18 protein-coding genes are annotated in these 22,063 nt (G+C 71.3%); 5 read left to right on the forward strand and 13 right to left on the reverse strand.

Annotation, left to right across the window (positions count from 1 at the left end):
* Positions 1-23: 23 nt before the first annotated feature.
* A complete protein-coding gene (locus tag ACWDRB_RS22140) occupies positions 24-2,585 on the forward strand; it encodes a protein kinase domain-containing protein (RefSeq protein WP_449896405.1) in 2,562 nt (853 codons plus the stop codon).
* Here ACWDRB_RS22140 and ACWDRB_RS22145 read toward each other — a convergent pair.
* The 4 genes from ACWDRB_RS22145 to ACWDRB_RS22160 form a co-directional block, all read right to left on the reverse strand.
* Positions 2,582-3,496 carry a pirin family protein gene (locus ACWDRB_RS22145; protein ID WP_350740339.1) on the reverse strand — a complete coding sequence of 305 codons (915 nt, stop codon included), beginning with the start codon at positions 3,494-3,496 and terminating at the stop codon, positions 2,582-2,584. The genes ACWDRB_RS22140 and ACWDRB_RS22145 overlap by 4 nt on opposite strands.
* A gap of 45 nt (positions 3,497-3,541) precedes the next feature.
* Positions 3,542-4,663 (reverse strand): MBL fold metallo-hydrolase, encoded by a 1,122-nt coding sequence (locus ACWDRB_RS22150; protein ID WP_449896408.1) that lies wholly within the window; start codon positions 4,661-4,663, stop codon positions 3,542-3,544.
* Positions 4,664-4,825: 162 nt separating this feature from the next.
* Positions 4,826-5,416: a DUF3152 domain-containing protein gene (locus ACWDRB_RS22155; protein WP_350740345.1), complete on the reverse strand. Its 591-nt coding sequence runs from the start codon at positions 5,414-5,416 to the stop codon at positions 4,826-4,828.
* 206 nt (positions 5,417-5,622) lie between these two features.
* Complete coding sequence (locus ACWDRB_RS22160; protein WP_449896410.1) at positions 5,623-6,861, reverse strand: NAD(P)/FAD-dependent oxidoreductase; 1,239 nt, start codon at positions 6,859-6,861, stop codon at positions 5,623-5,625.
* A gap of 149 nt (positions 6,862-7,010) precedes the next feature.
* Between ACWDRB_RS22160 and ACWDRB_RS22165 the strand changes: the two genes are divergently transcribed.
* Positions 7,011-7,907, forward strand: a complete 897-nt coding sequence (locus tag ACWDRB_RS22165; RefSeq protein WP_449896412.1) for a hypothetical protein — start codon at positions 7,011-7,013, stop codon at positions 7,905-7,907.
* Positions 7,908-7,964: 57 nt separating this feature from the next.
* On the opposite strand, the gene ACWDRB_RS22170 is transcribed toward ACWDRB_RS22165, so the two are convergent.
* On the reverse strand, positions 7,965-8,963 hold the full coding sequence (locus tag ACWDRB_RS22170; RefSeq protein ID WP_449896414.1) for an AraC family transcriptional regulator ligand-binding domain-containing protein: 999 nt from the start codon (positions 8,961-8,963) through the stop codon (positions 7,965-7,967).
* A gap of 251 nt (positions 8,964-9,214) precedes the next feature.
* Here ACWDRB_RS22170 and ACWDRB_RS22175 point away from each other — a divergent pair, with 251 nt between their 5' ends.
* Positions 9,215-10,048, forward strand: a complete 834-nt coding sequence (locus ACWDRB_RS22175; protein WP_449896416.1) for an oxidoreductase — start codon at positions 9,215-9,217, stop codon at positions 10,046-10,048.
* A gap of 33 nt (positions 10,049-10,081) precedes the next feature.
* Here ACWDRB_RS22175 and ACWDRB_RS22180 read toward each other — a convergent pair whose 3' ends face one another.
* Both ACWDRB_RS22180 and ACWDRB_RS22185 read right to left on the reverse strand, forming a co-directional pair.
* Entirely contained in the window at positions 10,082-10,864 is a 783-nt protein-coding gene (locus ACWDRB_RS22180; RefSeq protein WP_449896418.1) for a MerR family transcriptional regulator, read from the reverse strand.
* A 113-nt stretch (positions 10,865-10,977) separates the two neighbouring features.
* Positions 10,978-12,618, reverse strand: a complete 1,641-nt coding sequence (locus ACWDRB_RS22185) for a serine hydrolase domain-containing protein (protein WP_449896420.1) — start codon at positions 12,616-12,618, stop codon at positions 10,978-10,980.
* 308 nt (positions 12,619-12,926) lie between these two features.
* On the opposite strand from ACWDRB_RS22185, the gene ACWDRB_RS22190 reads away from it, so the two are divergent.
* Positions 12,927-13,910, forward strand: a complete 984-nt coding sequence (locus ACWDRB_RS22190) for an alpha/beta fold hydrolase (protein WP_449896422.1) — start codon at positions 12,927-12,929, stop codon at positions 13,908-13,910.
* Positions 13,911-14,014: 104 nt separating this feature from the next.
* Here ACWDRB_RS22190 and arfA read toward each other — a convergent pair whose 3' ends face one another.
* Genes arfA through ACWDRB_RS22215 form a run of 5 tightly spaced genes read right to left on the reverse strand, consistent with a single transcriptional unit; the run spans position 14,015 to position 20,669 of the window.
* Positions 14,015-15,481 carry an arabinosylfuranosidase ArfA gene (arfA, locus tag ACWDRB_RS22195; protein WP_449896424.1) on the reverse strand — a complete coding sequence of 489 codons (1,467 nt, stop codon included), beginning with the start codon at positions 15,479-15,481 and terminating at the stop codon, positions 14,015-14,017.
* A gap of 3 nt (positions 15,482-15,484) precedes the next feature.
* Entirely contained in the window at positions 15,485-17,608 is a 2,124-nt protein-coding gene (locus ACWDRB_RS22200; RefSeq protein ID WP_449896426.1) for a family 43 glycosylhydrolase, read from the reverse strand.
* Between the two features lie 3 nt (positions 17,609-17,611).
* Positions 17,612-18,421 (reverse strand): carbohydrate ABC transporter permease, encoded by an 810-nt coding sequence (locus tag ACWDRB_RS22205; protein ID WP_355199121.1) that lies wholly within the window; start codon positions 18,419-18,421, stop codon positions 17,612-17,614.
* On the reverse strand, positions 18,418-19,329 hold the full coding sequence (locus ACWDRB_RS22210; protein WP_350734839.1) for a carbohydrate ABC transporter permease: 912 nt from the start codon (positions 19,327-19,329) through the stop codon (positions 18,418-18,420). Before ACWDRB_RS22210 ends, ACWDRB_RS22205 begins: the two co-directional genes overlap by 4 nt.
* Positions 19,329-20,669 (reverse strand): ABC transporter substrate-binding protein, encoded by a 1,341-nt coding sequence (locus tag ACWDRB_RS22215; protein ID WP_449896429.1) that lies wholly within the window; start codon positions 20,667-20,669, stop codon positions 19,329-19,331. The genes ACWDRB_RS22210 and ACWDRB_RS22215 overlap by 1 nt, the downstream gene beginning before the upstream one ends.
* Positions 20,670-20,793: 124 nt before the next feature.
* On the opposite strand from ACWDRB_RS22215, the gene ACWDRB_RS22220 reads away from it, so the two are divergent.
* The gene (locus ACWDRB_RS22220) at positions 20,794-21,840 is read left to right on the forward strand and encodes a LacI family DNA-binding transcriptional regulator (RefSeq protein WP_449896431.1); all 1,047 of its coding nucleotides are present in this window, start codon (positions 20,794-20,796) and stop codon (positions 21,838-21,840) included.
* Here ACWDRB_RS22220 and ACWDRB_RS22225 read toward each other — a convergent pair.
* The gene (locus ACWDRB_RS22225) at positions 21,831-22,058 is read right to left on the reverse strand and encodes a hypothetical protein (RefSeq protein ID WP_449896433.1); all 228 of its coding nucleotides are present in this window, start codon (positions 22,056-22,058) and stop codon (positions 21,831-21,833) included. The genes ACWDRB_RS22220 and ACWDRB_RS22225 overlap by 10 nt on opposite strands.
* Positions 22,059-22,063: the final 5 nt, after the last annotated feature.

The raw sequence follows: 22,063 nt of genomic DNA on the forward strand, positions 1-22,063 counted from the left end.
GATTCGCCGCTCATAATGCGCGCATGCCGCCGATAACTGAACTCAGAGCAGGAGATCCCTCCGGTCTCGGAGGCTACGAGATCCGGGGACGGCTGGGAGAAGGCGTTCAGGGCGTCGTCTATCTGGGCGTCGACGAGCAGGGGAGGCAGGCGGCCGTCAAATGGCTGCGGCCTGAGCTGGCGGGTGACGGGGCGGCGGCGGAGCGGTTCGCCAGGGAGGTGGCGGCGGCGCGGCGGGTGGCGCCGTTCTGCACCGCGAAGGTGCTGGACAGCGGTGTGCACGAGGGCCGCCCGTACATCGTCAGCGAGTACGTGGACGGCCTGGCGCTGGAGCGCGCGGTGCGCGAGGAGGGGCCGCGCACCGGGCCCGCGCTGCACCGGCTGGCCATCGGCACCGCCACCGCCCTCGCCGCGATCCACCAGGCCGGCATCGTGCACCGCGACTTCAGCCCCGGCAACGTGCTGCTGGGCAGCGAGGGGCCCAGGGTGATCGGGTTCGGGATCGCCAGGGCGCTCGACGTGACCTCCGGCGACACGACCGTGCCCGTCGGCGATTCGGCGTTCCTGGCGCCCGAGCAACTCCTGGGGGATCCCGCCGGGCCGGCGGCCGACATGTTCGCCTGGGCGTGCACCATCGTCTTCGCGGCCTCCGGCGCGGGGCCGTTCGCGGGCGGCAACCTGCCCGCGACCGTGCAGCGCGTCCTCAACGCCGAGCCGGACCTGGGGCGGTTGACGGGGACGTTGCGCGAACTGGTCGCGGCCTGCCTGTCCAAGGATCCCGGGCGGCGGCCGACTGCCGAGCAGGTGATCCACCGCCTCCTGGAGCACCCGGCCTCGAACCCGGACGCCCTCCACCAGGCCGCCGCCGCCTTCGGCGCCACGGGTGGCGAGCCTTCGCCGGGCGGTGCGCCTTCGGCCGGGGACGGGCCGCCGGTGGGTGGTGCGGCTTCGCCGGGTGACGGCTCTCCAGCGGGTGGCGCGTATTCGCCGGAGGTGGGGCCTTCGGCGGGTGGCGGGCCCTCAGCGCGTGGCGTGCCTTCGAGCGGGTCGCCGTTGGGCGGCGCGACCCCGCCGGGTGGCGCCGCTCCGGTGGGTGGGTGGTCCCAGGCGGGCGGGGCGCCTTCGGCGAGTGGCGAGGTGCCGGGTGGTGGTGCGGGCTCGGTGGGAAGCGGGGGTTCGGGGGGTGGGGGGTCTGCGTGGCGGGCGCCGGGCGGTGATCGGGCCGGTGGGTCTGGGCCGCAGGCGTGGGCCGGGCAGGCGCCGTACCCCCAGGCGCCGTATCCCCAGGCGCCGTATCCCCAGCAGCCGTATCCCCAGCAGCCCTACCCTCAGCCGCCGTATCCCCCGCCGACCCCGCCGCCGCCCCCGGGGCAGTATCGGCCGTTGGGCGGGGATCAGCCGCCGCCGCCGCCCGGCGCCCGGCCGGGGTTCGAGCCGCCCGCCCCCTTCCAGCAGCCGGGCACCCCACCCAGAGGCATCCCGTACGCTGGCCCGCCCCCGTCCGGCGGCAACCGGAAGAACTGGCTGATCGGCGGAGCCATCGCAGGCGTGGCGCTGGTGGCGGCGATCGCCATCGTCGTGGTGACCGTCATCAACCTGCCGCCCAAGCCGCAGGCGCTCCCCACCCCCGTTCCGAACACCGCGACGGCGTCCCCGAGCCCCACCGTGTCCCCGGTCCCGACCGCGAACCTCACCCCGGTCCGGCTCCCCGACACCGACGCCACCGTGTACGAGAGCCCGGACGACCCGGTCAGGCTGACGACGTACATGGTCAAGGACACCAAGACCAAGGACTGGGTCTACTACGCCCGCGACTCCCTGACGGGAGGTTTCACGAAATATCAGGACCAGTGGGAGAGCATGCTCTCCCCGGACGGCCGCTACCTCGCCCAGCGCGGCAAGAACTTCATCGACCACTACGACTCCGTGGAGGTCACCGACAAGACGACGGGCGAGCGGTTCTCGGTCAAGACCTCGCGGCAGCCGCTCAGCGCGTACGTCCAGGCCTGGTCCCGCGACAGCACCCGCGTGCTGCTCAACGTCGGCAACCCCGTCAAGGACACCTGGCAGTCGACCGGCTTCGCCATCGTGGACGTGACCACCAGGAAGGCCACGGTCGCCTCCCTCAGGGAGAGCTCGCTGAAGGACATCAGGTACGGCTTCGACGACACCGACACCGGCGTGGTCGCCATGTCGATCGACGCCGAGCAGCAGGCCCTGCGCTTCTTCGACGCGAGCGGCCTGCGCGTCCGCCGCATCCCGAACGTCGGCGCCGGCGTCGCCGACGAGCTGTTCTCGCCGTCGGGCAGGCGGTTCGTCACCGACTGCCCGGGTCTGGAGAGCGGCAACAACTGCGTGTACGACAGCCGCACCGGCGCCGAGGTGAAGCGGATCGAGTCGGCCTGCGGCGGCCTGGCCGCCTGGTTCGACGACGATCACCTGCTCTGCTGGGTGCGCCCGGACGGCGGCTCCGACAAGCAGCAGGTCCAGGTGATCGACTTCACCGGGAAGATGGTGCGCCTGCTGGCCGAGGTCCCGACCAGGGGCGACGACATCGAGGTCGTCTACACGTTCAGGAAGGGCTAGCGCACCCGCCCGCGCGGCTTCAGCCGGATGGCGGGCAGGACGGGCGCGGGGAGCGGCGCCCCGTCGAACCCCTCGACGGCGCCGAACCCCTCGCCCTCCATCCAGTCCTCGCGGAACGCGGCGATCTCGTCGTGGGAGCGGCCGACGAAGTTCCACCACATGACGATCTCCTCGCCGAAGGGCTCGCCGCCGATCAGCAGGACCCGGCCGCGCCCCGACAGCCGCAGCGCGGAGCGCCCCGGCGGCAGGTACACCAGCGGCCCCGGCTCCAGCTGCTCGACCGCGCCGTCGAGCAGCAGCACACCGTGCTCGAACCCGGGCGAGAGCGGCACCTCGCACGTGCCGTCCACCGCGATCTCGGCCCCCACCAGCGGGCTGAACGCGGTGGCCGGCGATTCGACCCCGCCGAGCGACCCCATGGCGACGATCGCCTCGAAACCGGGCCCCGCGAGCACGGGCAGCGCCGGATGGTGTTCGAACGCGGGCCCGGTGTGCCGGTGCTCGCCGGGCAGCGCCACCCACAGCTGCACCCCGTGCAGCACCGTCTCCGGCGACTCCTCCGAATGGGAGATGCCCCGGCCGGCGGTCATCAGGTTGAGCTGGCCGGGGCGGATCTCCTGAAGGCTGCCGAGGCTGTCGCGGTGCAGCACCTCGCCCTCGACCAGCCAGCTCACCGTCTGCAGCCCGGTGTGCGGGTGCGGCGGCACCCGCATCGTGGCGCGCTGGGGCCCGTAGGCGTCCACGAAACACCATGCGCCGATCATGCGCCGGTGCACGCCCGGCAGCGTCCTGCTCACCATCATCGCGCGTGGCCCGCCCAGCGGCACCTCGCGCCCCACCAGCACCTCGCCGTCCGCGCCCGCCTCGGCGCCGCAGCGGATCTCCTGCGGGTCAAGCTCCAGGTTGCTCACGCCATGACTGTACGGGCAGCGGGGGCGCCGCCGGCGGGCAGGGGCTCAGCCGAGGATCTCCCACCAGCCCTCCACCACCTGGGCGGCGGAGGTGTCGACGGCCTCGCCGGGCCGGGGGACGGCGATCTTGACGTCGCGTGCCTTGGACTCGCGCCACAGCCGTTCCACCGGCTCGGACCACGGGTGCAGGGCCAGCGTGAAGGTCGCCCAGTGGACGGGGAGCAGCAGCGAGCCGCCGAGGTCGAGGTGGGCGTTGACGGCCTCCTCCGGGTTCATGTGGATGTCGGGCCAGGCGGGGCTGTAGGCGCCGATCGGCATCAGCGTCAGGTCGAACGGCCCGTGCGCCGACCCGATGCCCCGGTAGCCCTCGAAGTATCCGGAGTCGCCCGCGTAGAAGACCCGCTTGTTCGCCCCGGCCACCACCCAGGAACCCCACAGCGTGTCATTACGGGTGAAGGCCCGGCCGGAGAAGTGCCGGGCCGCCGTGGCGACGAAGCGCAGCCCCGCCACCACGGCCTCCTCCTCCCAGTCGAGCTCGATGATCCGGAACGCCGGCACGCCCCACCGCTCCAGGTGCGCCCCGATGCCCAGCGGCACCAGGAACGGGGCCTTCTGCGTCCTGAGCAGCGTGCGCACGGTCGCCAGGTCGAGGTGGTCGTAGTGGTCGTGCGAGATCGCGATGGCGTCGACCATCGGCAGCTCGCCGAGCTCGACGGGCACCGGGTGGTGCCGCTTGGGGCCGACGAACTGCGACGGTGAGGGCCGGTTGCTCCACACCGGGTCGAACAGCACCCGCTTGCCCTCGATCTCCACCAGCGTCGAGGCGTGGCCGTACCAGATCGCGCGCAGGCCGTCGGCGGGCGGCGGGCCGGACGGCGGGACGCGCAGCGGGATGGGGCCCGCGGGGCGGCGCTGCTCCTTGTTCTTGGCCAGCTCGCCGAGCAGGCCCGCGGGCGGGGCCGTCATCATGTTGGTCGGCTCCGGCATCGGGTTGAAGAACGTGCCGTCCCTGAACTGCGGCGAGCGGCGCATCCGCGCCGCCCGGTCCGGCCCCGACGTCAGAGGCCGTACGCCCAGCTCGGCGGGGACATCGCGCAACGCCCAGCCCGCAGCCGCCAGGGCCACGCCGCCCGCGAGGACCCGCCGTGCCGTACGCATTCCTGCCATCAGCCACACTCCCCTGGAAAGTCTGTGCATCCCGCTCAACCGAGCGGGATTCCCCGGTGTTCCCGTCCTACGATATATCGCGATAGGTCAGGCTGCTTCGATCGTTTCGCCGACGCTCCCCAGCGTGCGGCGACCTCATCGACCGGAAGAACCTACCGGTCGTCATCCTCGCGCCTCGCGGCAGCCCCTGCCGTCACCGGGCGGGGTGTCGCCGCACCCGGGTTCACGGCCCCGGTCGGGGAAGGGCCACGGGTTGGGGCGGCAGCGGTCCAGCGACTTCGACTGCTGGGTCATGACGGGGGCGAGGCGGCCGGGCCCGGGACAGGGCTCGTGGCCGTGCCCCAGGCTGTGCCCGACCTCGTGGCTGATCAGGTAGGCCCGGTACGCGGTCAGGTCGCCGCGGTACTGCGGGACGCCCTTCGCCCAGCGCAGGGCGTTGATGACCGAGCGGGTGCCGTTCCAGCAGGACAGCTCGCCCCCCGTGCGCAGGGGCTCGCACTGGAGGGTCGTGAGCAAGGGACTCGACAGGGCGACGCGGACCTGCACCGGGCCGTGATCGACGCGTTCGAAGCGCGCCCAGCCGCGTACGTCGTTGAGCACCCGATGCACGTCGGCGGCGAACGCGGCCGGCTCGAACGGCAGGCCGGACTCCACCTCCACCAGGTACCGCACCACCTCCCCGGACCCCGGCCGGGCGGGCGCGCCGCCGGGCACGACCGTGTACCGGCCCGAGGCGGCGTACGGGACCCACACCTCCTTGGCGGGCGGGCGCTTCCTCGGAGTCGGGGAAGGACGACTCGGTGAGGGCGAGGGCACCGGCGCAGGTAGGGGGGCGGGCGGCGCGGAGGCGCAGGAGGTCACCAGCAGGAGCAACATCAAGAGAGCGAGCAGCGGCAACGCGGCCTCCCCACGGCGTCACGGTGGGGAGGAATCTGATGCTACGTGAGTGCTTGCTGTGATTATCCGACGGCGGGCGCGTACGGCGTGATGTCGATGGGCGGCTCCTCGCCGAGGGCGAGCGCGGCCGCGATCTCGCCGGTGAACGGGCCCGCCGTCAGGCCGTACGCGCTCAGGCCCGTCGCCACCACCACGCGCCCGGTCAGCGGCCCGATGAGGGGGGAGCCGGGGGCGTACACGGGGCGCAGCCCGACCCTGGTCTCCGCGACGGTCGCGTTGAACAGCCCGGGCGCCACCCGCAGCCCCGCCTGGATCACCTCGTCCAGCCCGCCCAGCGTGACCCGCGGGGCGAACCCCACGTCCTCCACGGTCGCCCCGATCACGACGCGGGAGTCGGGGAAGCCCAGCAGGTACGGTCCGACCCTCGGCAGCACGATCGGCCACCACGCGGTGTCCACGCCCTCCAGCGTCACGTGCATGATCTGCCCCCGCCGGGGGAACACCGGCAGCTCCACGCCCAAGGGCCGGCACACCTCGCCCGTCCAGGCCCCGGCGGCCACGATCACCATGTCGGCGTCGAGCGGCTCGCCCTCGCCGGCGAACCGGCGCGCCCCCGTCGGCACGGGAGGTTCGGCCGCCCGCGCGGTGGGCGCGCCCTGCCGCCAGGACCCGCCCTGATCGAGGGGCTCGTCAGGCACGCCCGCGGCCGCGTGGGCCGGGATCCACGGCTCGCCCTCGGCGTGTGCCTCGCCGGCCGGGGCGTGCACGAACACCTCGCCGCCCGGGCTGAGCCGCGCGGCGCCCACACGTACCTCAGCCCCCTGCGCCACGGCGGCGCGCAGGAGCTCGTCGCGGACCGAGCAGCCGTCCACGCGCGCCGCGCCCGGCACGAGGATGGCGCTCAGGTCGTCGGACAGCGGCGGGAACAGCTCGGACGGGGTCGCCACGTCGACGACGTCGCCCATCTCGGGCGCGCCGGCGTGCCGGCGGCGCAGCAGCGCGCGTACCGGCTCCAGATCGACCGGATCCGCGGCGACCAGCAGCGCGCCCACCTTGGCGTAGCCGATGTCCTCGCCCAGCGCCTCCACCAGCCCCGGGTAGCGGCGGGTGCCCTCGCGGGTCAGCTGATACCAGTCGTCGTCCTCCGGGTGGTCCACCCACGGGCACACGATGCCGGCCCCCGCCTGGGTGGCCTCGCCCGGATATCCGCCGTCCACCACGGTCACCGCGGCGCCCCGCCGGCTCAGGTAGTAGGCCGCACCGGCCCCGACGATGCCGCTCCCGATCACCACAACACGCATGCGTCCCATGATCCCAGTCCGCCTGGCCTCGGCTGATACGGGGATCGCCCCCTTACCTACCGCATACCCCCGCGCGGGCCTCTCAGTGCTCGGGCATGTCGCTCGGGGCGGGGGCTGGCGCGCGGGGCCCGGACGGTTATGGTCAGCGCATGGACGTCGCCGTCACGAGGATCGATCTGCCGTGGCCCGCCCGGGTCGCCGCGTCGGACGGGACCACGGTCTGGTGCTCGGCGGCCGGCCGGATGCGGGTCTACACCGCCTCCGGCACACCGCTGGACGGCGGCGAGGCGGTGCGGCTGCCGGAGCTGAGCTCCCTGGCGGCTGTCCCGGCGACCGTGCCGCGCACGGCGGGCCTGCCGGGCACGTTGCCCGAGACCGTGGTCGTGCCCAGGACGTTCGCTGGGCCGCCCCACCTGGGCTCGTTATCCGAAAGCCCGCTGCGGGGAACGCTGGCGGGGACCGCGGAGGGCCGGGTCCACTGGCTCGACCCCACCGGCGCCCCGCTCGCCGACGCGTCCTTCGACGGCCGCGTGCTCGCGGGCGGCGGCGAGATCTGGGCTGTCGGCGCGGAGCGGGCACGCAGGCTGACCGCGCCCGGCGACTTCGGCGAGCCGGTGGAGTTACCCGGCCTGGACCGGTGCGCGGTCGAGGGCGAGCGGCTGTGGTGGACGTCGAAGCGGGACACCTGGCTGCGCGGCGGCCCGCGGGAGGTGGACCTCTGGACCCGCGAGCGCGGCGGCATGACCGTCTGCGCGGGCTCCCTGTGGATCAGCGTGGCGGGCGGCCTGGAGCGGGTGTCCGCCTGGTCGGGGGAGCCGCGCCGGTTCGTGAAGGTGCCGAAGGGGCCGGTGCCGTTCCTGGTCTGCGCGAACGGGGTGCTGGCGGGCGGGGGACGCGACCTGTTCGTGCTGGATCCGGCCGTGGGGCCCGCCCTCCGCGTGGTCCGGCTGGGGCTGAAGGCCCGCCTGGCCTTGGTGGTCGCGGCCGGCAAGCACATCTGGGCCTTCCCCGCCGACCGTCCCCAGGCGCTGATCGTGCCGTTGTGAGCGGCCGGGGCCTCCGTAGCCGAACTCATGCCTCCTGGCCGACGGCGCCGGATCCGGTCAGGCGCCGGTGGCGGCGGTGGCTCGGAGGGTGTCCGGGGTTGTCCCGGTCCAGGTGCGGAACGCCCGGTAGAAGGAGTTGGAGTCGTCATAGCCCAGGAGGTAGGCGATTTCGGCGGTGCGCATCGCGCTGTGGCTCAGATAGTGGCGGGCGAGGTCTTCGCGAGTGCTGGCGAGGACCTCTTGGAAGGTGGTGCCCTCGAGTTGCAGCTGCCGCTGCAGCGTGCGCGCGCTGACGGCGAGATGGCGGGTGACCTCCGTCATGGAGGCGCCGCCGGCCGGCAGTGTCTCGTGCAGGGCCGCGCGCACGCGGTCGGCGACGCTGGCCGCGGCCTGCAGGTCGGAAAGGCGTCTGCGTAGTTCGGGTGCGAAGAAGCGCCACATCTGCTCGTTCTCGGTCAGGAACGGGCGGTGCGTGTCGTGGCGGTCGAAGGTGATGGCGTGGGCGGGCCCGGTGCGTACGCGTACCCCGAAGAAGCCCTCGAGTGCGAGGCGGTCTGCGGGTGGCTGCGGGAGGCTGACGTCAACCGGGCGGACGTGGTGGCGGGTCGCGATCCGGGCCAGGGCGGCCCAGAACACCAGCTCGGCCGTGGCCAGCAGCTGCGGCGGGGTCATGCCCGCGGGCCAGTGGCAGGTGATCGTCAACCCGTCGCCGCCCTGGTCGAGCTCCAGCCGCATGGGGCCGATCAGCGGCTTGTACGTCGCGATGCGCTGCGCGGCGGTCGCGAGGTCGGCGCTGCACAGAGCGGCGAAGATGGGCGGGTTGAACATCTCGACCGAGATCGACCGGCCGATCGCGACAGCGAGATCGCGATCGCCGCCCTCGGCGTCGAGCGCCTCCCAGAACCGGAAGTACTCCTCGGGCGCGAGGGCGATCGGCCCGCGGCCGAACAGGTCGGTCGGCAGTTGGGCGCGGCGCAGCACGCGTGTCGGCGATACGCCGAGATCGTTCAGCAGTGCCTTGATGCTCGGGTCGAGGGTGAATCGCCGGCCGCTCATCGGTCCAGCCTAGAGGCCGCGAGCTCCGATGGTACTTACGGATCACGCCACCGTGCTTGCCGATCACGTCACGGTGGGCGGTGGCGCCAGATGCAAGTGGATCGGCGCGCTGTGCCAGTCGATGAGCCCGGATGGGCTCCTAGCGTTGCTGGCGAAGGTCGAGATCCCCTCGGAAGGCCGGCGGGAGCGGCAGGACGGGTGCGCCCGCGCGCCGACGACAACCAAGCTCCGACACGTTCGAAGGAACCACCATGACAACCAAGGTCGCACTGGTCACCGGCGCCTCCTCCGGCATCGGCGAGGCCACCGCGCTCAAGCTCCACGAAGCCGGCTACATCGTCTACGGCGCAGCGCGGCGGGTGCAGCGCATGCAACACCTCGCCGAGTCGGGCATCCGCCTGCTCGCGATGGACGTGACCGCCGACTCCTCCATGCAGGACGGGGTCGAGAAGATCATCGCGGCGACCGGCCGGATCGACGTGCTGGTCAACAACGCCGGCTACGGCTCCTATGGCGCGCTCGAGGACGTGCCCATGGACGAGGCCCGCGACCAGTTCGAGGTCAACGTCTTCGGCGCCGCGCGCCTGACCCAGCTGGTGCTGCCGCACATGCGCGCGCAGCGCTCGGGCACGATCGTGAACATCACCTCCATGGGAGGCAAGATCTACACCTCCCTCGGCGCGTGGTACCACGCCACCAAGTTCGCGCTCGAGGCGATCAGCGACTGCCTGCGCATGGAGGTCAAGCCCTTCGGGATCGACGTCGTGGTGGTCGAGCCGGGCGGCGTCAAGTCCGAGTGGGGCGGCATCGCCGCGCAGAAGGTCCGCGCCGTCTCCGGCACCGGCCCTTACGCGCCGCAGGGCAACGCCGTGGCCGATTCGCTCAGCTCCGAGGCCAACGAGGGCCGCCTCTCGGCACCCGAGCTGATCGCCAAGACGATCGTGAAGGCCGTCAAGGCGCGCCGTCCCAGGACGCGGTACGCGGTCGGCTTCGCCGCCAAGCCGATGATCTTCCTGCACGGTGTGCTGCCCAACCGCACGTTCGACGCGTTCATGCGCCGGGTCACCGGCGTGCCCGCGTCCTGAGGCACGGCGGACGACGTTTGCGGCACGGCGCGGTCAGTGGGTGCCTGGTCTGGGGATATGGATGCCGGCGGCGCGGAGCTTGGTCTCGACGAGTGCGACCCCCCGGGCCGCGGCCGATCCCTGCTCTTCGCCGTGGAGAGCGATCAGCTTGTACCGGGTCGCGGCCTCGGTGCGGGCTTGCAGGCCGGTCACGATCTTCAGGTGTGCGGGGTTGGCGAGGAAGTGGTCGGCCATGGCGGTGGCGAGTTCGGCGATGCGCGGGTCGTCCGGTTCCCAGGCCGCGGCTTCGGCGCCGCGCTTGATCAAGGCGACGAACCGGGTGTCGTCGAGGGCCTGCTCGACATGGATGAGGTAGTCGTCGAAGCCCTCGGGGACCAGGGCCCTGGCCAGTACCCAGCCCTCCCTGGTGGCCGCCACCTCCTCCGCGGCGAAGCCGAGGCCGGACAGCCACTCCAGCAGCGCCACAGCACGGTCGGGCAGCAGCGCCCGGTCCCCGTCGGCGAGCCGGCGCAGCGTGTCACGGCGCGCGATCAGCTCCTCGATCCGTTCGGTGATCTGCCGCTCGACGTCGGCGAGCGCGGCGGCGAACAGCGCGGGGTCGGCGTCGAGCATCGGCCCGATCTCGGCCAGCGGCACCCCGGCGGCGGCCAGCGTCCGGACCTGCACCAGCCGCAACAGCTCGGCCGATCCGTACCTCCGGTAGCCGGAGCTGTCGCGTTCCGGCTCCTTCACCAGGCCGAGCTTGTGGTAGTGCCGCACCGTCTTCACCGTGACGCCGACGAACACCGCCGCCTGCCCGATCGTGACTCCGTTCATCTGCGCAATCCTGCCTTGTGCTCGAGCTCGGCGACCAGGCAGGCCACGGCCGAGCAGGTGGACGGGCCACGCCGAGCTCGTCGAGCTCGGCGTGGCCCCTTGAGGCGTACGGGTCACAGGTGCTCAGCTCGTCGGCTGAACACCTCGTTGAGGAGCCTCTGCTGGGCCTTCTGGAACGCCGCCGCGATGGACAAGCCGGCGTCGTCCACGCAGCTCAGTGCGGCGGTCAGGGTCTTGCTGCCGTCGGGGGTGCTGTACATCAGCGCCGCGTGGCCCACGGCGGCGCCGTTGTGGGAGATGACCGTGCCGCCGTCGTCCGTGGTCACCACGAACACTCCCAGGCCGTAGTCCATGTTCGGGATGCCCGTCGGGTGCGGGGTGCACATCTCGGCCAGCAGCGGGGCCGGCAGGAGCTTGCCGCCTATCAGCGCGGAGATGAACGTGTGCAGGTCCTGGGTGGTCGAGATCATGTCACCGCCGGTGGAGATCCAGGAGGGGTTGTGGCGGGTGATGTCGATCGTCTTCTGCTCGCCGTCGTCCTCGTAGCGGTAGTAGGCGTGGGCGTGCGGTTCGGGGATCTCCGGCGAGGTGTCCGGCACCACGGTGCCCGACAGGTTGAGCGGCCCCAGGATCAGCCGCCGCATCTCCTCGGCCAGCGAGCGGCCGGTGACCTTCTCGATCAGCAGCCTGGCCAGCACGTAGTTGGTGTTGGAATAGCTCCAGCCCGTCCCCGGCTCGAACCGCGCCGGCTTGGACAGCGCCAGCTCCAGCAACTCCTGCGGCCGGTAGGTCTTGAGCCGGTTGTCCACCCACTCCTTGCCCGTGGTGCCGTAGGGGATGGGGATCCCGTGCACGATCGTCCCGTCGTCGTAGACCTCGCCGGTGAAGTTGAACAGCCCGCTGGTGTGCTGCAGCAGCATCCGCACCGTGATCCGCCGGTCCAGCCCGAACCCGGGCAGGTAGTCCGCCGCCGGGGTGTCGAGCCCGAGCTTGCCCTCGGCCACCAGTTGCAGCACCAGGGTCGCGGTGAAGGTCTTGGTGTTGCTGCCGATCCGGACATGCCCGCCGATCGGCGGCTTGGCGGTCCCGCCCAGCTCGGCCACCCCGGCGCTGCCGGCCCACTCGCCGCGCTCATCGTGCACGCGCAGCGACACCCCGACGAATCCGGATTCGACGATCTCCTCGATCGCCTTCTGCAGTTCCGGGCGATCCTGCCCGGCCGCGGCTTCCGGTACGGCCCCGCTGTCCGCTGCGGCCCCGCTGTCCGCTGCGGCCCCGCTGTCCGCTGCGGCCCCGCTGTCCGCTGCGGCCCCGCTGTCCGCTGCGGCCCCGCTGTCCGCGGTGGCTGCCCTGGCGGCGTCGAGGGCTTCGGTGATCTTGCGGGCCATCGCGGTCGTGGCGGGGCTCGGCGGGTCCTGGTGCGTCTGGGCGGTTTCGACGGCGATGAGGACGGTGCTGCGGAAGTTGCCGGCCTCGGCCGGGTCCTGCTGCTTCAGCAGGTTCATGGCCGCGGTCAGGGCCGGCAGCACGCGGTCGGCGATCTCGGCCACGGACTTGCCGGCCAGGTCCTTGCCCTTGGGGTAGTCGGCGAGCACGTGTCCGATCAGGCCGGTGGCCGAGCCCAGCGCGATGCTGCCAGTGGTGGCGATCTTGTGGGGCTTGCCGGCGGCGCCGGCGGCGGCCATCAGCGACACGGCGCCGTACGCGGCGATCCGCAGGGTGCTCTTGTCCTGGTCGGAAAGGGTGATCGTCATGGTGGTTTGTCCTTTGAATCTGTTATGTCCATGTCGGCGTCGCGCCGCTGCGCCGAGCTTCCACCCTGACCCAAGGTCAACCTCAACCGTGATCTAACTCACAGCTGCATTGGGGTTTGAGACAGCTTCGGGTGGAGGACGCCGTCACCCGCCGGGTGACAGTCGCATCGTGGAAGTTGCTGATCCGGCAACAGGATTCAGGCGACCGACCAGGCCGGCGGGATGATCGGTGGTAGCGCCCGCGGAGCAAAAGGGGCCGCGGAGCGGGTGCCGCCGGCAGCAGCGGGCACGCCATCTGGAGGAGACCCATGTCGCAACATGTCGCAGAGATCACGCATCGTTCGGTGCCCGTGCCGGGCGGCCGGATTCATGTCGCGGAGCAGGGGAGCGGACCGCTGGTGCTGCTCGTCCACGGCTTCCCCGAGTCCTGGTACTCCTGGCGCCGTCAGCTCCCGGCGCTCGCGCAGGCCGGTTACCGGGCGGTCGCGCTCGACGTCCGCGGCTACGGCCGATCCTCCAAGCCGGCCACGGAGGACGGCTACCGGATGCTCGCTCTGGTGGAGGACAACATCGCGCTGGTGCGCGCCCTGGGCGAGGAGTCCGCAGTGATCATCGGCCACGACTGGGGCTCGAACATCGCGGCCACGTCCGCCCTGCTGCACCCCGAGGTCTTCCGCGCGGTGGGGCTGCTGAGTGTGCCCTACGCGCCACCCGGTGGCCCCCGCCCCACCGGCATCTTCGCTCAGATGGGCGGTGACCAGGAGTTCTACGTCTCCTATTTCCAGGAGCCCGGCCGCGCCGAGGCCGAGATGGAACCCGACGTGCGGGGCTGGCTCGCGGGCTTTTACGCGGCGCTGTCGGCCGAGACCATGCCCGGCCCCGATGCCCCCGACCCGCACTTCGTCAGCCCCGGCGCAACGCTATGCGACCGGTTCCCCAGCGGCCGGCTGCCTTCCTGGCTCACCGAGGACGACCTGGAGGTATACGCCGGGGAGTTCGAACGCACCGGCATGACCGGCGCGCTCAACCGCTACCGCAACATGGACCGCGACTGGAAGGACCTCGCCGACTTCAACGGCGCCCCCATCAAGCAGCCCTCCCTGTTCATCGGCGGCAGCCTGGACGCCTCCACGACCTGGATGGCCGACGCGATCAACGCCTACCCGGCCACCCTTCCCGGGCTGGTCTCCTCCCACCTCCTGGACGGCTGCGGCCACTGGATCCAGCAGGAACGTCCCGAGGAGGTCAACCATCTCCTGACCGAATGGCTCACGGCCCTGCCCATCGCATAAAGGCCCTTCTGCCGCGTCCGCCCAGGCTCCCTGGCGCTCAAGGCCGTCGCCTTGCCGATGCCCGGCTCGCCGGTGATCAGCAGCGAGCCGGGCAGGCCTCCCGTCTACAAATCACTCTCCGCGAGAATCATCGTCCACGAGGCGGCGGGCAGCCGCGCCGTCAGCCGGTCACCGTCAGCCTGCACGCTCAGCGGCTGCGGAAGGGCCTCCACCCGGTGCGGGTCGTCCCCGGCGGCGATCACCGAGGCCGACACCGGCCTGACCGCCGCCGGGAGCCGGGCGGTGAGGTCGAGGTCCTGGTCGGGCGACCGGTTGACGGCGAACAGCGCCACCCGGGACCCGTCGACGGTGGCCACCGCCGACAGCGCGGGCGCCTCGCCGTACCGTTCGGTCTCCAGGAGCGGCCCGGACGGCTCCACCCGCAGCACGGTGCCGCGCGCGTGCCGGGCCGTCAGCGCGAACGGGTGGAAGATCGTCTGACGCCAGGCCGGGCCGCCGGGCTCGGTCCTGATCGGCGCGATGATGTTGGCGAGCTGCGCCTGGCAGGCGATGCTCACCCGGTCGGCGTGCCGCAGCAGCGTGATCAGGAAGTCCCCCACCACCACGGCGTCGGCGGCGGTGAAGGTGTCCTCGATCAGCTCCGGCGCCTCCTGGAACGGCGAGCGCTCGCGCCCGGCGAACCGGCTCTGGTACCAGACGTTCCACTCGTCGAAGGACAGGTTGATCTTCTTCTTGCGCCGGAGCTTCGCCCCGATGTGGTCGGCCGTGGCCACGATGGCCGAGATGTAGCGGTCCATGTCCACGGCGCTGCAGAGGAAGCCGGGCAGGTCGCCGTTCTCCTCGTAGTAGTTGTGCAGCGACAGGTAGTCGACCGCGTCGTAGGCGTGCTCGAGCACGGTGGCCTCCCACGCGCCGAACGTCGGCATCCCGCTGTTGGAGCTGCCGCACAGCACCAGCTCGATGTCGGGGTCGACGAGCCGCATGGCCTTGGCGGTCTCGTTCGCGAGCCGTCCGTACTCGTGCGCGGTCTTGTGGCCGATCTGCCAGGGTCCGTCCATCTCGTTGCCGAGACACCAGAGCTTGATCCCGTACGGGTCGGTCACTCCGTGTTTGACCCGCAGGTCCGACCATCGCGTACCCGAGGGGTGGTTGGCGTATTCGAGCAGGTCACAGGCCTCCTGGATGCCCCGGGTGCCGAGGTTGACGGCCATCATCGGCTCCACCCCGGCGGCACGGGTCCAGGTCATGAACTCGTTGAGCCCGAACGCGTTCGTCTCGATCTGCCGCCAGGCCAGGTCCAGCCGGGAGGGCCGGTCGGGGCCGACGCCGTCCTCCCAGCGGTAGCCGGAGACGAAGTTGCCTCCCGGGTAGCGGACCACGCTCACGCCCATCTCGCGGGTCAGCTCCAGCACGTCGGTGCGGAAGCCGTTGTCGTCCGCCGCCGGGTGGCCCGGTTCGTAGATGCCGGTGTAGACGCACCGGCCCATGTGCTCGACGAACGAGCCGAACAGGCGCCGGTTGACGGGCGCGATGCGGAAAGAGGGGTCAAGGGTCAGGTGTGCTTGTGGCACAGGTCAGGCTCCTCGGTAGACGCGTACGTAGTCGAAGTCGGCGTTGACGGCCGGCTGGGCCCCGCCGTGGGCGACCAGGCCGATGCGCACGGCCGTGTCCTTGGGGAAGGTCCAGACGCCGCCCCAGGTCCAGGTCTTGCCGTCGCGGCTGGATCCGGCGCGGAACTCGTGCTCCCCGTTGGCCGGGTCCACGTGGTGCGCCAGCCGCAGCCAGGTGGTCTTCGCGGGCGGGCCGACGATGTTGCCGCCGTAGGACAGGCGGCCGGCGAAGGTCAGCTCGCGGCCGTACTCGACCTGGCGGGTGTTCCAGATGGCGACCTGGGACAGGCGGGCGAAGTCGTCGTCGGAGGCGTAGGCGACCAGCCCGGCCTGCTGGTAGTTGCGTACGGCGTCCTCGCCCAGGTCGAGCGTGACCTTGGTCTCCACGACGTAGTCGCCCTTGGGGGCCTCGCGCAGCAGCACCGACGCCTTGTTGCCGGTCCCGACCAGGTCGGCGCCCTGGACGGGCCAGCGCAGCACGCCCTTCTCGTTCTTGGCCGCGGCGTCCTGCCGGACCCAGGTCCAGCGGGAGTCGAGCGGCCCGTCGAACTCGTCGGCGTCCAGCAGCCTGCCCGTGCGCGGCGTCGGCACCGCCTTGGTGACGGCCTTGAACAGCGGGGCGGCGGAGACGTTGTCGAAGTCGGCGCCCCCGTCGGAGACCAGCCCGATCGGGCCGTTCGCGCTGCCCGTGACGGTGACGCTCGCCTGCGGGTCACGGAGCCGGGCCTCGGTCACCTCGGCGGTGATCGTCCGTCCCTTGACGGTGACGGCCAGGTTGTGCCAGGTCGCGGCCCCTCCGGGCAGCGTCACCGTACGGGACGCGCCGCCCGAGGTGAGCGTCAGCCCGTCGGGCGAAACGACCGCGGTCGTGCCGCCGATGCGGATCCCGGCGGACTTGTCCGTCTTGAGGTCGGTCTCGACGCGGACGTCCCCGCCGAGCGACTTGCGGCTGATGAGCGTGCCCTGGCCACGGACATATCCATCCTGTACGGTCCAGCCGGCCGTGTTCCGCCAGCCCGACAGATCGCCCGCGAACCGATCGTCCACGACCCCGCGGGTCACCGGCGTCTCCCGCGACTGCTCGGAAGGCCCGGCCCCCGCACGCACGGCCGGCCAGCCGTCGATCCAGTCCAGCCGGTCCAGCAGCATGGGTCGCTCGTTGATCCCGTACGGCTCGTCCAGGAACGGGTCGCTTCGATCGATGGCGTGGTAGAGCATCCAGTCCTGACCGGAAAGGTCGGTGAGCTGGGCGTGGTGGCCGGTGCCGATGAAGCGGTTGCCGTTCTGGTCCAGGACAGGGGTGCCACCGGCGCGTGAGGCCAGCAGCGGCACGCCCTCGCGGTCGACGAACGGCCCGCGCGGGCTGGTCGAGCGCCCGGCCAGCACCGAGTAGCCGGTGGTCGGCCCGGCGCAGCAGTTCGCCGAGGAGCCGAGCAGGTAGTAGTAGCCGTCGTGGCGCACCACGTACGCGCCCTCGAACTTGTTGTCGATCGCGACCTGCTGCGGCTGCCCGGTGGCGCGCAGCCCGTCGGCGGACAGCTCGGTCACCCACAGGCCGCCGAAGAACCCGCCGAAGTACAGATACTTGCGCCCGTCCACGTCGGTGAACTGCGAGGGGTCGATCGTGTTCCAGTACGAGTTGCCCGAGGGACGCGGGGCGACGACCGGGGCGTCGATGTGCGTCCACGGCCCGGTCGGCGTGGGGGCCGTGGCGGCGCCGATCGAGTAGTCCCAGTTGGCGGGCGTGGTGGCGGTGTCGGTGACGGTGAAGTACATGACGTACCGGCCGTCGAGGTACCGGATGTCCGGCGCCCAGAACAGGCTGCCCGGCGCCGCGTACGACGGCAGGTTGTCCGGCCCGAACGCGTCGCCCACGTAGGTCCAGTTGACCAGGTCACTGGAGCGGGCGATCGGCAGCCTGTGCAGGACCTTCTCGCCCTCGCGCAGCGGGTCCGACGTGCCGTAGGAGTACCAGTAGCCGTCCTGCCCGCGGATCACCGACGGGTCGGCGAACGTGTCGGAGAAGGAGCCGGACACCGGATTGGTGAAGAGGGAGAGGATCAGTGTGGCGATGACAGCCAAGTGCATGTGTCAGCCCTTCAGGCCACTACGAGAGATGCCTTCGATGACGTACCGCTGGGTCAGACTGAAGAGGATCAGGACGGGGATGCTGGCCAGCACCGCGCCCGCCATGATCACCGGATAGTGGATCGTGTACGCCCCCTGCAGGATCGACAGGCCCGGCGGCAGCGTGAAGTACTCGGGACTGAAGATCACGTAGATCGGCCAGATGAAGTCGTTCCAGTTGGACAGGAAGCTCAGCACGGCCAGCGTGGCCAGCGCGGGCCGCGACAGCGGCAGCGTGACCCGCCAGAAGATGTGCCAGTGGTTGGCGCCCTCCATCAGCGCGGCCTCGTCCAGCTCACGCGGCAGCCCGAGGAAGAACTGCCGCAGGAAGAACACCCCGAACGCGCCCGCAGCCCCCGGCACGATGAGCGCCGTCAGGCTGTCCAGCCAGCCGAGCTGGTCGACGATCAGGAACTGCGGGATGAGGAAGACGAACCCCGGCACCAGCAGCGTGCCGACGATCATCCCGAACATCAGCTTCTTGCCGCGGAACTCCAGCCTGGCCAGCGCGTACGCGGCCAGCGACGACACCGCGAGCACCAGCAGCATGTGCCCGGTGGCGGCGATGAGACTGTTGGCGAACCAGCGCAGCACCGGCGTGTCCGTGGTGCCCTGGAAGACCGTCCCGTACGCGGACGTCGTCGGCTCGGCGGGCAGCAGCGTGGGCGGCACCCGGGTGGCCTCGGTCTGCGTCTTGAACGACACGCCCAGGGCCCACACCAGCGGCCCCACGAACAGCACGGCGAGGGCCACCAGGCCCGTGTAGCGCTTCATGACCGGGTCCTGAACAGCCGGAAGTTGGCCACGCTGACCAGGATCAGCAGTAGCGTGAGCAGGTAGCTCATGGCCGAGGCGCTGCCCATCTTGTACTCCCTGAGCCCCTGCTGGAGCATGTACATGATCGCGGTCCGCGTGTCCCCGCCCGGCGCCCCCTGGGTCAGCAGGTACGACTGCCCGAACATGTTCGCCGAGGCCAGGATCGTCGTCGTCACCACGAACAGCGCGACGGGCCGCAGCCCCGGCAGCGTGACGTGGACGAACTCGCCCCACCGTCCCGCGCCGTCCACCTTCGCCGCGTCGTACAGCTCGCGCGGGATGTCCTGCATCCCGGCCAGGTAGATCACCGCGTTGAACCCGAGCGTCCACCAGACCGTCACCCCGACCAGCGCGATCCAGGCCCACGGCGTCGCGGTGGTCCAGGGGATCGGCGTGCCGAGTATCCAGTCGACCAGGCCGAGGTTCGGGTCGAGCAGCAGCCGCCACATCAGGCACACCACCGCCACGCCCAGCACGAACGGCGCGAAGAACAGCCCCCGGAACAGCGTCCTGCCCCGGAAGGGCCGGTTGAGCAGTAACGCCACCCCGAGCGGCAGCACGACCAGGAACGGCACGCTGAACACGGTGAAGATCCCGGTCGCCCGCATCGACATCCAGAAGTCGCCGTAGACAGGCGACTGGTCGTCGAACAGCGCCGTGTAGTTGTCCAGGCCGACGAACGGCTTGCCCTCGAGCAGGTAGTCCCAGTCGTGCAGGCTCACCCAGATCCCGAACAGGGCCGGGGCCAGCACGAACACGGAGAACAGGATCAGGTACGGCGCCAGGAACAGGTACGGCGTCGCCTTGCCCGATCGGGGAACGCGCACCTCCCGCCCCAGCGTCTCTTCCGCTGAGATCGCGACCATCAGGCGCCGTACTTCTTCCGGTTGGCCTCAAGGATCTTGTCGGCCTTGGCGGCGGCCTCCGTGAGCGCGTCCTTGGGGCTCTTCTTGAGCAGGATCGCCGCGTTGATCGCCTGGTCGACGACCGCGGAGGCGTCCCCGATGCCCGCCACCGACGGCAGGAAGTACAGGTAGTCGATCTGGGTGCCGATCGTGGCCTGCTCCTTCAGCGCCGCGAACTCCGCGCCGTCGCGGATCGACTTGCGTGCCGGCACCTGGCCGCCCTTGGCCCACTCCAGCGAGTGGCCGCTGATCCAGTTGATGAACACCTTGGCCGCGGTCAGCTTGTTCTGGTCGGGCGTACGCTGCTTGAACACCACGAACTGGTGCGAGCCCGCCCACGCCGCCGGCTTCGACCCGATCTGCGGGAGCGGTGCGACGCCCCACTCCAGGTCCTTGATCTCCTTGAGGGTGTTGATGGACCAGATGCCGTTCCAGTTGAAGGCGGCCTTGCCGTTCTGCAGGGCGATGAAGTCGGCGTCCTGGCCGACGTTCTTGGGGCTGTAGCCCTTGTTGACGAGGTCGACGAGCCAGGTCAGGGCCTGCACGCCGGGGTCCTCGGCGAAGCGCGAGACGCTGGCGTCGTCGGCGAAGAGCTGGCCGCCGTTCTGGTAGAGCAGCGTTCCGAACTGCATGCTTCCGGTGAACGGGAACGGCGTGGCCCAGTGCCCCTGGATGCCCGCCTTCTTCAGCGCCTCCAGCGCCGCCATGTACTCCTCGCCGGTCTTGGGCGGCTGCTCCGGGTCGAGCCCGGCCTTCTTCATGACCGCCTTGTTGTAGAACATGCCGAGGGGGTGCACGTCGAGCGGGATCGAGTAGCGCGCGCCCTTGTAGACGCCGGCCTTCCAGACCGGCGGGGAGAAGTCCGCCTCGGTGAGGTTGAGCGCGTTGGCCACGTCGTCGAGGGGCAGGACCACCTGGCGGGCCGCGTTGGTGGCGACGCTGTCGACGTGCATGATGCCGAGGTCAGGGCCTTGACCCGCGGAGACGGCCGCGGGGACCTTCGCGTAGTAGTCCTCCCACTTGTAGACGTTCATCGACACCTTGATGTTCGGGTGCTCGGTGTTGAACTGGTCCACCAGCTTCTTCATGACCGGGCCGTCGCCGCCGGTGAAGCCGTTCCAGAACGCCAGCGAGACCGAGGGACCGGTGTATTCGGTGGGCGCCGCCGTGGTGGCCGGCGCGGTGGCCGGCGCCTGCGCCTGCTTGGGACCGCCGCCTCCGCCGCAGCCCGCGGCGCCGATGGCCAGCGCGCCGAGGCCCAGGCCCAGCGCGCGCCGCCTGGAAAGGTCGTTTTGGGACATGCCAGATCACTCCTGACCGTGAGGTTACGGACGTTTTACATCGTTGGTTCCAACGTTGTAAATTGCCTGGCGCCAGTTCGTTACATCGTTGTAAACCAGGTAGGGTTCCGGTGGCGAAGGGGGCATGGTGCGGCCGAGGCTGAAGGACGTCGCCGAGCTGGCCGGGGTGTCGATCAAGACCGTGTCCAACGTGGTCAACGACTATCCCCATGTCAGTGGCGAGACGCGGGCCCGGGTGGAGGCGGCGATAGCCGAGCTCTCCTACCGGCCGAACCTGTCGGCGCGCAGCCTGCGCGCGGGCCGCTCCGGCGTGGTCGCGCTGGCGGTGCCCGACCTGGACAACCCCTACTTCGCCGAACTGGCCACGAACGTCATCGAGGCGGCCGACCGGCGGGGCTGGACCGTGCTCATCGACCAGACCCAGGGCGACCGGGCCAAGGAACGCGTGGTGATCTCCGGGATCCGCGACCACCTCATCGACGGGCTGCTGTTCAGCCCACTCGCGCTCACGGGCAAGGACCTGGCCGGGCGCGACGAGCGTACGCCGATGGTGCTGCTCGGGGAGCGCATCGGGATGGGCCGCTCGCCGTACGATCACGTCGGCATCGACAACGTGGCCGCCGCGCGGGCGGCCACCCTGCACCTGGCCGAGCGCGGCAGGCGCAGGATCGCCGCCATCGGCGTGCAGCGCACGGCCGTCGCCGCGACGGGCCGCCTGCGGCTGAAGGGCTACCGGCAGGCGCTCGCCGAGGCCGGCCTCCCCGCCGACCCGTCACTGGTCGCGCCGGTCGCACGCTGGGGGCGCGCCGACGGCGCCGAGGCCATGAGCCGCCTGCTCGACTCCGGCGCGCCGGACGCGGTCTTCTGCTTCAACGACACGCTCGCGCTGGGCGCCCTGCGGACGCTGCTTAAGCGGGGATACGAGGTGCCGGGCGACGTGCTGGTGATGGGGTTCGACGACATCCAGGACGGCCGGTTCGCCACGCCCACGCTGTCGACCGTGGCGCCCGACAAGGCGCTGATCGCACAGTCGGCGGTGGACCTGCTGGCCGAGCGGCTGAGCGGCGGGACGGACAAGGCACACGAGGTGTGCGTGCCGCATCGACTGGCATTTCGGGAGAGTACGGATTTGTCCGGGCAAGAGCATCCCCGGCACCCAGCTCACGCTTGATCTCGCTGGTGCCTGCGCCACTCCCTGGCATCCAGGGTGGTCTTGATCTTCGCGGTCTGTGCCCGGCTGAAGTAATACCGGCAGGAGAGATCCCGGCACTGCAGCCCCACGGAGGCGGCCGCGTCCCGGGCGGTCGCCGCGGGAAACCGGGGGCTGTGGAGTGTCAAGATCAGAGTGAGGGACGCGAGGACGGCGAGCGCCTTGCCGGAGAGAAGCATGAGAG

The sequence above is a fragment of the Nonomuraea sp. NPDC003707 genome, from assembly GCF_053587055.1.